The following is a 12,116-nucleotide window of genomic DNA, read 5'->3' as shown; positions in this document are numbered from 1 at the left end:
AAGATGGCCGCCGACATGGCCGTCGATCTCGCCGGCACCGGCGTCACCGCCCTGTCGCTGTGGCCGGGACTGGTGAAGAACGAGGCGATGCTCGCCCGCGGCATCGACAACTTCGAGGGCTTCTCCCTCGCCAACGCCGAGACCCCGGAGTTCGTCGGCCGCGTGATCGTCGCGCTGGCGAACGATCCGAAGGTGAACGAGCGCAGCGGGCGCACCCTGATCACCGCCGAGACCGCCCTCGACTACGGGGTCGTCGACGTCGAAGGCAATCAACCGGATTCGCATCGGGCCGCGTTCGGCGGCGGCCCGCTGTACTGATCCGCTGTCCGGCGCACCGGGCGAGACGCCGTGATCACCCCTGCGGGTGCGGATCTTCCGCGGTTCTCACCGGGTTTCCCGAGGACGAGATAGCCTCGGGCGAGAGGGTGAAAGGGAGCGGCAGCATGCACAGCGAGAGACTCGACTTCGCCGGCTCCGGCGCTACGGAACTGGCGGGCCGGCTGGACCTGCCGGAGGGCACGCCGCGCGCGTTCGCACTGTTCGCGCACTGCTTCCCCTCCAGCGAGGACGTACCGGCGGCGCGGATCTCGGAGGTCCTCACCGAGCACGACATCGCCGTCCTGCGCTTCGACTTCGCCGGTCGCGGTGGGTCCGGCGGGGACTGTGCCGGCACCACCTCCGGTCCCGATGTCGCCGACCTCGTGCGTGCGGCGGATTTCCTGCGCACCCACCATGCCGCTCCCAGCATCCTGATCGGCCACTCCCGCGGCGGCACGGCCGTCCTCGCGGCGAGCGAGCACGTGCCCGAGACGCGAGCCGTGATCACGATCGGTGCCCCGGCCGGGACCGAGCGGATCCACCGACCCGGTACCGCACTGCTGGTGATGCACTCCCCCACCGACGACACGGTCGGCATCGACAACGCCCGACAGATCTTCGCGGCCGCCCGCCACCCCAAGTCCTTCCTCTCCCTCGACGGCGCCGACCACCTGCTCACCCGGCAGTCCGACGCCCGGTTCGCCGCCTCGCTGCTGGCGACATGGGCGAGCAGGTACCTCGACGAGAACGCTGCGGCGCAGGCGCCCACCGCGCCGGCCTCGGCCGAAGGCGTCGTCGAGGTCACCGGGAACGGAGCCACCCGGTTCGGGCAGCGCATCACCCTCGGCCGGCACCTGATCACCGCCGATGAGCCCACACCGGTGGGCGACGACACCGGGCCTTCGCCGTACGACCTGCTGCTCGCCTCCCTCGGCGCCTGCACGTCGATGACGCTGCGCATGTACGCCGATCGCAAGCAATGGCCCCTGGAGAACGTGACGGTTTCCCTGCGTCACAGCCGGATCCACGCCGCGGACTGCGAGGACTGCGAGACCCGGACCGGGCGGCTCGACAAGATCGAACGCGTGATCCACCTCGCCGGTGTTCTCGACGAGCAACAGCGGCAGCGTCTGCTCGACATCGCCGACCGCTGTCCGGTGCACCGGACGCTGCACTCGGAGATCGTGGTGGACACCGCCCTCGCAGCCGGTGACCCCGCCGACCGGGAGACCCGCGACGCACCGACGGCGACGACCGGGCCGGCACCGGCATGAGTTCGCTGCCCATCGGCGACTACGCACTGCTCTCGGATCGGCACTCGGCCGCACTGGTGTCGTCCGACGGTTCGATCGACTGGCTGTGTATGCCCCGCTTCGACAGCCCCTCGATCTTCGCCGCGATCCTCGACGACAACGCCGGGCACTGGTCGATCCGGCCGGCCGGCGAATTCCGGGTTCGGCGCGAGTACGTCGAGGGCAGCATGGTTCTTCGCACGCTCTTCCACACCGGCGGAGGGACCCTCGAGCTGCGCGATGCCCTGATCCTCGGGGATGCGCAGGACCCCCATCGCCTGGGGGAGCATGCGCCGCACATGCTGGCCCGGACCGTCAGCTGCACCCGCGGCAGCGTCAGCGCGGAGCTGCTGTTCCGGCCTCGTCCGGAGTACGGTCTCGTCGCGCCGGTACTGACCGCCGTCGACGGCGGGATCACGGCCGCCGGTGGGGCGAGCCGGTTGACCCTGTCGAGCACGGTGCCCCTCGAGGTCGGCGGCGGCGCAGCCCGGGCCCAGCTCGACCTGCACGCCGGGGAGAGCGCGTACTTCGCGCTGCAGCACGCGGCACTCGGCGCACCCGTCCCGCCGGTGCGTCCCGGAGCCGCCGTCAGGGCAGCGGTCGACGACACGACGACCGGCTGGCAGGACTGGTCGGCGCAGCACCAGGCCTACCAGGGCCGCGCGCGCGACCTGGTCCACCACTCGGGACGGGTGCTGCAGGCCTTGAGCTACCAGCCCACCGGCGCGATCGTGGCGGCAGTCACCACCTCGCTTCCCGAGCAGGTCGGCGGTGCGCGCAACTGGGACTATCGCTACTCCTGGGTGCGCGACGCCAGCATGACCATGCAAGCGTTGTGGGTCGCTGCCTGTCCGGACGAGGCACACGAGTTCTTCGATTTCATGGCCACTGCCGCTGCCTGCTCCTACACCAACCGCCCCCTCCAGATCATGTTCGGCATCGGCGGGGAGCACGACCTGTCGGAGCGGACCCTTCCGCACCTCTCCGGCTGGCGTGGCAGCAAGCCCGTCCGGGTGGGGAACGGTGCCTGGACCCAGCCCCAGCTCGACACCTACGGCGAATTGCTCGACGCCGCCGCCCAGCTCCGTGACCAGGTCGGCTCGCTCGACAGTCCGACTCGAAACTTCCTGGTGGGCCTCGCCGACGCCGCCGCGGCACGCTGGCGCCAACCCGACAACGGCATCTGGGAGGTCCGCGGCGAGCCGCGGCACTTCGTGCACTCCAAGGTCATGTGCTGGGTGGCCCTCGACCGTGCTGTCGCCCTGGCCGACTGGCTCCACGCCGACGGCCATGTCGAGGCATGGACGGCCGCTGCCCAGGAGATCCGAGATGCGGTGCTCACGCAGGGGTGGAACGAGGCCCTCGGTTCGTTCACGCAGTCCTTCGGCGCATCGAACCTCGACGCCACCGCCTTGCTGCTGCCGATCGTGGGTTTCCTTCCCCCGGACGACCCGCGGGTGCTGTCCACGATCGATGCCGTCCGCGAGCGGCTCACCGACGCCCGCGGCCTGGTTCACCGCTACCACACCGCGGCGGGGGTGGACGGCCTCGAGGGCCAGGAGGGGACCTTCCTGCTGTGCACCTTCTGGCTCGCCCAGGCCCTCGCCCTGGCCGGTCGCACCGACGAAGGTGCCGAGGTCTTCGAACGCGCGGTGGGCTACGTCAACGACGTGGGATTGCTCGCCGAGGAGATCGACTCCGCCACCGGGGAACAGCTGGGCAATTTCCCCCAGGCGTTCAGCCACATCGGACTGGTCAACGCCGCCTGGGCGCTGCACCAGGCAGAGCACGTCGGCACGTTCCACTGAACCGGCTGGATCGAGGTGGAGGAAGAGAGTTCCGGAGTTCGCCGGCCGCGTGATCGTCGCACCGGCGAACCCGTCACGCGAGGTGGCAGGCCACCTGCCCGCCGCCGGGCACCTCGGTGGTCTCCGGTCGGCGTTCCCGGCACACCGGCATCACCTGCGGGCAGCGGGAGCTGAACGCACATCCGGCCGGGGGATTCGCCGGATCGGGCAGCTCGCCGTCGAGTCGGATCCGTACGCGGGTGCGTTGCCGCACGGGGTCCGGGACGGGCACCGCGGACAGCAGCGCCTGCGTGTACGGATGCGCGGGCTCGGTGAACAGCCGTTCCGACGGCCCCCACTCCACGATCCGGCCCAGGTACATCACCGCCGTGGTGTGGGCGATGTGCCGGACCACGGCCAGGTCGTGGGCGATGAACAGATATGCGATGCCCAGCTCGGCGGACAACTCCTCGAGCAGCGCGATGACCTGGTTCTGGGTGGACACGTCGAGGGCACTCACCGCCTCGTCGGCGATCACCAGCCTCGGCTCCACCGCGATGGCCCGCGCGATGGCGATGCGCTGGCGCTGGCCGCCGGAGAACTCGTAGGGGTAGCGCTCGGCGTGCTCGGCCCTTAGCCCCACCTGTTCGAGCAGGCGGCGCACCTTTCGACGCCGGGCCTCGGCGTCCAGGTCGGTGTGCACCTCGAGCGGTTCGGCGATGGCGTCCCCGACCGTGCGCGACGGATCCAGCGAGGAGTACGGGTCCTGGAACACCATCTGCATGTTGCGCCGCGCATCCCGCAGTTCCGACCGGTTCAGCGTGGTGAGGTCGACGCCGTCGAGGACCACCGAGCCGGCGGCGACGTCGACCAGCCGCAGGATGCCGCGGGCGGTGGTGGATTTTCCGGATCCGGATTCCCCGACCAGGGCGAAGGTCTCGCCGGGCCGGATGTCGAAGCCGACCTCGTCCACCGCGCGGATCGTCCGCTTCTTACGCGACATCCGGCCCCGGACGGGGAACTCGACCCGCAGGCCCCGCACGCTGAGCAGCGGTGCGCTCGCGGCCGATTCGACGACGTCCACAGTCATGAGGTTCCCTCCAGGATCAGATCGGTCACCCGCGCGCAGCGCGATACGCGGTCGTCGCCGACCGGCCGCAGCGGCACGTCGACCGCGCACTCGTCGGCCCGGTGCGCGCAGCGCGGTGCGAACCGGCAGCCGACGGGGATCGAGCCGGGCGGCGGTGGTGAGCCGGGGATGGTGTGCAGGTCCGTCCGGCCGCCGATGTCGGGCACCGATCGCAGCAGGCCCTCGGTGTACGGATGCCGGGGCGCCGCGTAGAGCGCCTCGGTGCGGGCCCGTTCGATCACCTGTCCCGCATACATCACCACCACCTCCGTGCACAGGTCGGCGACCACGCCGAGGTCGTGGGTCACGAACAGCACCCCCATGCCGAATCGTCCGGCCATCTCGCGGATCAGATCGAGCACCTGTGCCTGGATGGTGACGTCGAGCGCGGTGGTGGGTTCGTCGGCGACGAGCAGTTTCGGCTCGCATGCCAGGGCCATCGCGATCATCACCCGCTGCCTCATGCCCCCGGAGAACTCGTGCGGATACTGCCGGACCCGGCGTGCGGCATTCGGGATTCCGACGAGGTCGAGTACCTCCACGGCCCGGGCCGTGGCGTCCTTCCGGCTCATGCGGCGGTGCCGGCGCACCACCTCGGTGATCTGGTCACCGACCGTGAACACCGGGTTCAGGCTGGTCATCGGCTCCTGAAAGATCATGGCGATGTCGTTGCCGCGCACGGACTCCAGTTCGCGAGCAGGCATGGTCAGCAGGTCCCGTCCCTGGAACCGGATGCTGCCGGCGACCGTTCGGGACTGCCGGGGCGGCAGCAGCCGCAGCACCGAGGAACACGTGACGGACTTGCCGGAGCCCGACTCCCCGACCAGCCCGACCAGTTCGCCGGCCGCGACGTCGAAGGACACGTCCTGCAGGACCGGCGTCCAGCCGGACGCGGTGGCGAACTCGACGCCGAGGCCGTCGACGCTCAGCAGTGGTTCGATCATCGTTCGCTCCGGTTCTCGCGGCCCACCGAATCGCGGATGCCGTCACCGAGGGTGTTGCAGGCCAGCACGGCAAGGACGATGGCGACGGCGGGAATCAGGACGGGCCAGGCGGTGTAGTTCCAGGCCTCGCGTCCCTCGGCGAGCATCCGCCCCCAACTCGGGTCGGGCGGCTGGACCCCGAGGCCGAGGAAACTCAGCGAGGATTCGGCGAGCATGGCGAAGCCGCAGGCGAGACTGACCTGCACGATCAGCGGGGACAGGGTGTGCGGAAGAATGTGCTTGCGCACGATACACGCGGTCGGGGTGCCGATGCTGCGGGACGCCTCAACGAAGGTGTTCTCCCGCACCGCGATCACCGCGCCGCGCACCACGCGGAAGAACCTGGGCCCGAAGACGATTCCGATGGCAATCATCGCGTTGGTGAGATTCGGCCCCATGACGCCGACGATCGCCATCGCCAGCAGCAGCGGCGGGAAGCTGAGGAATGCGTCGGCGATCCGGGACAGCAGCGCGTCCCAGCGGCCGCCGAGAAACCCCGCCGTCAGCGCTGGGATCACGCCGAACGCCAGCCCCACCGACACCGAGATCGCCGCGGCCGAGACGGCGACCCGCGCGCCGTAGAGCAACCGCGACAGCGTGTCCCGGCCGAGGTTGTCCGTGCCGAGCAGATAGCCCTCGCTCAGCGGCGGCAGCCGGCGCGCCGTCAGTTCCTGCACCAGCGGATCATGCGGCGCGATCAGCGGCGCGGCGAGACCCAGCACCGTGATCAGCGTCAGGAACACGGCCGCCGCGACGGCTGCGCGGCGGCCACGGAACCGGCGCAGGAACCGGCGGCGCGGGGATTCGACGACAACCGGGGACGCATCCTCGACGGTCTTCGGCGGCGTGATGGTTTCGCTCATGCGGCGCTCCTGGTCCGGGGGTTGAGGTAGCCGTACGAGATGTCGACGAGCAGGCTCATCACGACCGTCGCGAAGACACCGAAGATCACCACGCCCTGGATGGCGGGCAGGTCGCCGGACAGCACCGCCTGCACGGCGAAGTCCCCGAGTCCCTTGAGCCCGAACACCGACTCGATGACCGCCGTGCCGCCGAGCAGGAAGGCGATCTGCATGCCGAGCACCGTCGCGGTGGGGATGAACGCATTCTTGAGGGCGTGCTTCCACAGGACGGCACGTCGCCCCAGCCCCTTGGCCGTGGCGGTGCGGACGTAGTCCTGCTGCATCACGTCGATCATGGAACTGCGCAACTGGCGGGCGATCTCGGCCGCGGCAGCCAGTCCCAGCGCGATCGCCGGGAGCAGCAGGTGGCTGAGCCACGGCCACAGCCCCTTTGCGAGCGGTGTGTACCCGGTCGCGGGGAGTGCCTTCAACTGCAGGGAGAACACCAGCACCAGGATGAGACCGAGCACGAAGTTCGGTGTCGCGACGCCCAGCGTGGACCCGAGGCTGGTGGTCCGGTCCTGCCAGCTGCCGGGGCGGCTGCCGCCGATGATGCCGGCCGGAATACCCACTGCCAGCGCGACCAGCACCGACACGAGGGTCAACGACACGGTCACCGGCAGCCGGTCGACGATCATCTCGAGCACGGGGGCCTGATAGGTGAAGCTCGTCCCCAGGTCACCTCGCGCCAGACCGCCGAGGAAGTCGAGATACTGCACGACGACGGGCTGGTCGAGGCCGAGATCCACGCGCACCGCCTCGATCTGCTGCGGTGTCGCGCTCTCCCCGGCGATCCGATGGGCGGGATCGCCCGGGATCAGGAATATCAGGCCGAACGTGATGGCGGTGGCGATCAGCAGCAGCGGTAGCACCGCGAGCAGCCGTTGGCCGATCAATCGAAGCATCCTGCCGGTCCTTTACATCTCTCGAGGTGTCGCTCGGGGCGCTGCCGCAGCGGTCATTCGGCGGCCGTGAGGCCGATCCCTCCCCATTCGTCCAATGCGCGGTACGGCTGGTATCCGACGACCCGGTCGGTGAGGGTGGCGCCGAGGTCGGCGAAGGCCAGGGGGATCATCAGTGCCTGGTCCACGACCGTGGCGGAGACGTCGCCGATGAGCCGTCCCCGGGTCTGCTGGTCCGGTTCGGCGTTCGCGGCGGCCAGGGCCTCCGCGAAGCCGGGAGTGACGTCGTGCGACGGGTTCTGCGGCGAATCCGGGGCGAAGTAGGTGGCCAGCAGCAGCGACGGATCGGCGCGTCCGGAGAAGGTGGTGAGCACGGCGTCGAGCTCCCCCCGGTTGAAGACCGGTGACATCTCGGCCGGGCTGAGCAGGCGGATCTGCATGGTGACCCCGATCGCGTCGAGCTGCTGCTGGACGATCTGCGCGATCCGCTCGTTCTCGGGCAGGTTCATCACCCCGGCGGTGAACGTGAACCCGTCGGGCAGGCCGGCGGCCGCGAGCATCTCGCGGGCGGCCCGCTCCTCGTAGGCGTAGCGGTCGGCCAGTTCCGGGTTGTAGGCGAAGTAGCCCTGCGGGAAGTTCTGGCTGGCCGCCTCGCCGTGACCTTCGAGGGCGGAGTCGACAAGAGCCTGCCGGTCGATCGCGGTGCTCAGCGCCCGGCGCACGTCGACATTGCCGAATTCGCTTCGGGTGCGGTTGAAGTGCAGGACGTAGTGGTTCAGGCTGGTCTGCACCTGCGAGTCCAGGCCCTGTGCGGCGGCGGGGTCGATCGAGAGCGGCGTGGCCATCGCGATGTCGAGTTCGCCCGACGCCATCGCGTTGATGCGGGTCTGTGGGTCGGTGACGACCTCCCATTCGAAGCGTCCGGCGGTCACCGACTCCGGATCCCAGTAGCCGTCCCAGGCCACGAAGTCGTACGATGCGCCGGGCTGGGCGTCGGCGACGATGTACCGGCCCGCGCCGACGGGTCGCAGCACCAGGGCGGCGTCCTTCTCCGGCGTGCCGAACGCATTCGGGCTGACCATCATTCCGGGCAGATCGGACAGGGTCAGGACGAGTTGTGTGCCGGGTCCGGTCAACCGCAGCACCACCGTGGTGGGGTCGGGGGTCTCGATCGCCTCGACCGGAGCGAGCATCGTCGTGGTGATCGAGTCCGGCTCCTGGGCGCGTTCGAGGTTGGCCTTGACCGCCTGTGCGTCCAGCGGGGTGCCGTCCTGGAACTGCAGCCCCTCCCGCAGGTGGAAGGTGAGGGTGCGGCCGTCGTCGGAGAACTCCCACGACTCGGCCAGTCCCGGAATCGGGTTCGCGTCCGGGTCGCGGTGCACCAGCCGGTCGTACACCTGGGTCAGCATGATGTTGTCCTGCGCGACCCGGGTCTTGTGCGGATCGAAGGACGACGCCCCGTAGGTGGTGGCGTACCGCAGCGTCGCCTGGGGATCGACGGCGTCCGACGTCGCGGTGCCGGCGGACCCGCACCCGGCGAGGAGCGCGACGGCCAGCGCGGCGCCCAGGGCGAGTCTCGTACGACGGGCCATGATGTTCTCCGATTTTCGGCGTGGGATGGAGACGGGACGCGGGGTGGGAGGAAGACGGGTGTTACGGCGCGGCCACCCCGACGCCGCGCCACTCGTCGAGCACCCGGCTCGGCTCGTAGCCGACGACGGTGCCGGAGGTGATCGCACCCAGGTCGGCGAACGCGACGGGCAACATCGCGGCGTGATCCATCACCACCGCGTTCACCTCCCCGAGCAGGGCGGCACGTTCGCCGGGATCGGTGGCCCGGTTGGCTGCTTCCATCGCCGCCCGGAAGCCGGGGATATCGTCGTGCGACGGGTTCTGCGGCGAGTCCTGCCCGTAGTACGAGGTCAGCAGCAGCGACGGTTCGGCGCGACCGGTCAGGGTGGTGAGGATGGCGTCGAGCTCGCCGCGGTTGAATGCGGGATTGAGGTCGGTCGGCGTCATCGACCGGATCTCCATCGTGATCCCCACCCGCGCCAGCTGTTCCTGCATGATCTGCGCGATGAGCTGGTTCTCCGGCAGGTTCGACGCGCCGGCGACGAACGAGAATCCGTTCGGCACACCGGCCTGTGCGAGCAGGGCCTTCGCGCGTTCGGGGTCGAACGCGTACTGGCCGTCGAGGGCGGCGTTGTGCGCGAAGTACCCGGAGGGGAAGTTCTGGCTGGCGGCCTCGCCGTGTCCTTCGAGTGCGGTCTCGACGACGGCCTCCCGGTCGACGGCGTGGGCGAGTGCCTGCCGCACTTCGAGGTTCCCGAACTCGCTGCGGGTCCGGTTGAGGTTGAGCACGTAGTTGTTGAGGGTGGTCTGCACGTGCGACTCGAGGCCCTGTTGTTCGGCCGGGTCGACGGACAGCGGGGTGGCGATCGCGGCGTCGAGCTGACCGGAGGCCACCGCGCTCACCCGGGTCTGCGGATCGGTCATCACGATCCACTCGAAGGCGCGGGCCTGCACCGCCTCCGGATCCCAGTAGCCGTCCCGGGCGACGAACTCGTACTGCGCACCGGGCTGTGCGTGCGCGACGGTGTAGCGTCCGGTGCCGGCGGGGGTCAGCACCAGGGCGGCGTCCTTGTCGGGGGTGCCGAACGCGTTGGGGTTCAACATCATTCCGGGCAGATCGGGGAGGGTGAGCACGAGTTGCCCGCCCGGGCCGTCGAGTCGCAGGACCACGGTCTGCGGGTCGGGGGCCTCGACGGCGGCGACGCCGGCGAGCATGGCGGCGGTGATCGAGTCGGGCTGCATCGCCCGTTCGAGGTTGGCCACCACCGCGGAGGCGTCGAACGGGGTGCCGTCGGAGAACGTCACGTCCTGCCGCAGGCGCAGCGTCAGGGTGGACCCGTCGTCGGCGAACTCCCACGATTCGGCCAGCCCGGGAATCGGATTCGCGTCCCGATCACGGTGCACCAACCGGTCGTAGACCAGGTTGAGCATGATCGAGTCGCTGGTGATCCTCGTCTTGTGCGGGTCGAACGACGACGCACCGTAGGTGGTGGCATAGCGCAATGTCGCGTTCGGGTCGACGGTCTGCGCGGCGTCCGTCGCCGCGGAACTGCCGCACCCGGCCACCGCGACGGCGACGGCGAGCACGGACAGGGCGGCCTTCATCGATCTGTGAAACATCAGATTCCTCGGGGGGGTTCGGGTCGTCGAGGGGTTCACGGGGTGGCGACGCCGACGCCGCGCCACTCGTCGACGAGCAGGGTGGGTTCGTAGCCCACGACCTGATCGGTCAGGGTGGAGCCGAGCTCGAAGAACACCAGCGGGATCGCGAGCGCGTTGTCGCTGACCAGCTTCGACACGTTGCCGAGCTTGCCGGCGCGCGCCTGCGGATCGGACTCGCGGTTGGCCGCATCCAGGGCCTCCTGGAATCCGGGGGCCGTGCTGCGGGACGGGTTCTGTGGCGACTCCGCCCCGTACAGCGAGGAGAACAGCAGGGCGGGATCGGACCGGCCGGTGAAGGTGGTGACGACGGCGTCGGCGTCCCCGCGGTTGAACGTCGGGGAGGCTTCGGACGGCGGCATCGGCTTCAACTGCATGTCGATGCCGACCTCGGCGAGCTGTTGCTGCACGATCTGGGCCACCTGCACGTTCTCGGGCAGGTTGAGCAGGATCGCAGTGAAGGAGAACCCGTTCGGCAGTCCCGCCTGTGCCAGGAGCTCCCGCGCCCTGTCGGGGTCGTACGGGTAGGCTCCGGCCAGGTCGGGCTCGTAGGCGAAGTAGTCCTTCGGGAAGTTCTGCGTCGCGGCCTCGGCGTGGCCCTCCATCGCAGTGTCGGCGATGGACTGCCGGTCGATCGCGTACGCCAGCGCCTGCCGCACCTCCAGCTTGCCGAACTCCCCGCGCGACCGGTTGAGGTTGACGGCCATGTGGTCGAGCCGCAGCGCCGCCTCGACCCGAAGGCCCTGCTGCTCGGCGGCATCGATGGTCAGTGGCGTGGTGATGGCGGCGTCCAGGTCTCCGGAGGACACGGCGTTGAGCCGGGCCTGCGGATCGGTCATCACGGTCCACACCACGCTGTCGGTGCGGACCGCGTCGGGATCCCAGTAGCCGGGCCGCGCGGCGAACTCGTACTCGGCGCCCGGCTGCGCGCGGGTGACCGTGTAGCGGCCGGCACCGGCCGGGGTGAGCGCCAGCGCGGCGTTCTTCTCCGGGGTTCCGAATGCGTCGGGGTCGACGATCATCCCGGCCAGGTCGGACAGCGCGAGGACGAGCTGGGCGCCGGGCCGGTCCAGCGCGAGCACGACGGTGCGATCGTCGGGGGTCGTGATGCCGGTGACCCCGGCGAGCATCGGTGCGGTCACCGAGTCCGGTTCGAGGGCGCGGTTCAGGTTGGCCCGGACGGCGGCCGCGTCCACGGGGGAACCGTCGGCGAAGCTCACCCCCTCGCGCAGATGCAGGGTGAGGGACTCGTCCGTCAGCTCCCACGATTCGGCCAGGCCGGGGACGGGTTGCGCGTCGACGTCGCGGTGCACGAGCCGGTCGTAGACCAGGTTGAGCATCGTGGCGTCACTGGTGATCTTGGTCTTGTGCGGGTCGAAGGAGGACGCGCCGAAGACCGTCGCGTAGCGCAGGGGGATCGTCGGGTCGGCGACACCCGAGTGCTCGGACACCTCGGAGCCGCACGCGGCCGCCAGCACCGCGCACGTCCCGAGGGCGGCCGTCCACCGCCGGATGGAAAACCTGCCCGTTGCGACCGGCATCTCGCCCCTTCCTCGAAGCGCTCGCGCGCAC

At 70.1% G+C, this 12,116-nt stretch carries 9 protein-coding genes and 1 pseudogene; 3 read left to right on the top strand and 7 right to left on the bottom strand.

All coding sequences use genetic code 11. The features are described 5' to 3' along the window. From AIIKEEIJ_RS16245 to AIIKEEIJ_RS16235, 3 genes and pseudogenes are all read left to right on the top strand, one after another. Positions 1-318 (top strand): annotated as a pseudogene (locus AIIKEEIJ_RS16245) (SDR family NAD(P)-dependent oxidoreductase); the annotation flags it as partial. Positions 319-443: 125 nt separating this feature from the next. Continuing rightward, complete coding sequence (locus tag AIIKEEIJ_RS16240; protein WP_161996113.1) at positions 444-1,592, top strand: alpha/beta fold hydrolase; 1,149 nt, start codon at positions 444-446, stop codon at positions 1,590-1,592. Beyond that, the gene (locus AIIKEEIJ_RS16235; protein ID WP_161996112.1) at positions 1,589-3,418 is read left to right on the top strand and encodes a glycoside hydrolase family 15 protein; all 1,830 of its coding nucleotides are present in this window, start codon (positions 1,589-1,591) and stop codon (positions 3,416-3,418) included. Before AIIKEEIJ_RS16240 ends, AIIKEEIJ_RS16235 begins: the two co-directional genes overlap by 4 nt. 73 nt (positions 3,419-3,491) lie before the next feature. On the opposite strand, the gene AIIKEEIJ_RS16230 is transcribed toward AIIKEEIJ_RS16235, so the two are convergent. From AIIKEEIJ_RS16230 to AIIKEEIJ_RS16200, 7 genes are all read right to left on the bottom strand, one after another. Further along, positions 3,492-4,481, bottom strand: coding sequence for an oligopeptide/dipeptide ABC transporter ATP-binding protein (locus tag AIIKEEIJ_RS16230; protein ID WP_161996119.1), 990 nt, complete (start codon positions 4,479-4,481; stop codon positions 3,492-3,494). A gap of 2 nt (positions 4,482-4,483) precedes the next feature. Then, positions 4,484-5,470, bottom strand: a complete 987-nt coding sequence (locus AIIKEEIJ_RS16225) for an ABC transporter ATP-binding protein (RefSeq protein ID WP_050035822.1) — start codon at positions 5,468-5,470, stop codon at positions 4,484-4,486. Continuing rightward, entirely contained in the window at positions 5,467-6,372 is a 906-nt protein-coding gene (locus tag AIIKEEIJ_RS16220) for an ABC transporter permease (protein ID WP_050035823.1), read from the bottom strand. Before AIIKEEIJ_RS16220 ends, AIIKEEIJ_RS16225 begins: the two co-directional genes overlap by 4 nt. Next, the gene (locus tag AIIKEEIJ_RS16215) at positions 6,369-7,316 is read right to left on the bottom strand and encodes an ABC transporter permease (protein ID WP_006945898.1); all 948 of its coding nucleotides are present in this window, start codon (positions 7,314-7,316) and stop codon (positions 6,369-6,371) included. Before AIIKEEIJ_RS16215 ends, AIIKEEIJ_RS16220 begins: the two co-directional genes overlap by 4 nt. 53 nt (positions 7,317-7,369) lie before the next feature. Beyond that, a complete protein-coding gene (locus AIIKEEIJ_RS16210) occupies positions 7,370-8,905 on the bottom strand; it encodes an ABC transporter substrate-binding protein (RefSeq protein WP_161996111.1) in 1,536 nt (511 codons plus the stop codon). A gap of 61 nt (positions 8,906-8,966) precedes the next feature. Beyond that, positions 8,967-10,490, bottom strand: a complete 1,524-nt coding sequence (locus AIIKEEIJ_RS16205; protein ID WP_161996118.1) for an ABC transporter substrate-binding protein — start codon at positions 10,488-10,490, stop codon at positions 8,967-8,969. A 50-nt stretch (positions 10,491-10,540) separates the two neighbouring features. Then, positions 10,541-12,085: an ABC transporter substrate-binding protein gene (locus AIIKEEIJ_RS16200; RefSeq protein ID WP_161996110.1), complete on the bottom strand. Its 1,545-nt coding sequence runs from the start codon at positions 12,083-12,085 to the stop codon at positions 10,541-10,543. Positions 12,086-12,116: the final 31 nt, after the last annotated feature.

This window comes from Rhodococcus sp. YH1 (genome assembly GCF_009939605.1).
GTDB classification, from domain to species: domain Bacteria; phylum Actinomycetota; class Actinomycetes; order Mycobacteriales; family Mycobacteriaceae; genus Rhodococcus; species Rhodococcus aetherivorans.
This window is presented reverse-complemented; position numbering and strand designations above follow the sequence as displayed.

Excerpts from the sequence above, each read along its gene's own strand:
- AIIKEEIJ_RS16205 (WP_161996118.1), bottom strand. The coding sequence starts at position 10,490 with ATGAAGGCCGCCCTGTCCGTGCTCGCCGTCGCCGTCGCGGTGGCCGGG.
- AIIKEEIJ_RS16220 (WP_050035823.1), bottom strand. The coding sequence starts at position 6,372 with ATGAGCGAAACCATCACGCCGCCGAAGACCGTCGAGGATGCGTCCCCG.
- AIIKEEIJ_RS16200 (WP_161996110.1), bottom strand. The coding sequence starts at position 12,085 with ATGCCGGTCGCAACGGGCAGGTTTTCCATCCGGCGGTGGACGGCCGCC.
- AIIKEEIJ_RS16235 (WP_161996112.1), top strand. The coding sequence starts at position 1,589 with ATGAGTTCGCTGCCCATCGGCGACTACGCACTGCTCTCGGATCGGCAC.
- AIIKEEIJ_RS16210 (WP_161996111.1), bottom strand. The coding sequence starts at position 8,905 with ATGGCCCGTCGTACGAGACTCGCCCTGGGCGCCGCGCTGGCCGTCGCG.
- AIIKEEIJ_RS16225 (WP_050035822.1), bottom strand. The coding sequence starts at position 5,470 with ATGATCGAACCACTGCTGAGCGTCGACGGCCTCGGCGTCGAGTTCGCC.
- AIIKEEIJ_RS16240 (WP_161996113.1), top strand. The coding sequence starts at position 444 with ATGCACAGCGAGAGACTCGACTTCGCCGGCTCCGGCGCTACGGAACTG.
- AIIKEEIJ_RS16215 (WP_006945898.1), bottom strand. The coding sequence starts at position 7,316 with ATGCTTCGATTGATCGGCCAACGGCTGCTCGCGGTGCTACCGCTGCTG.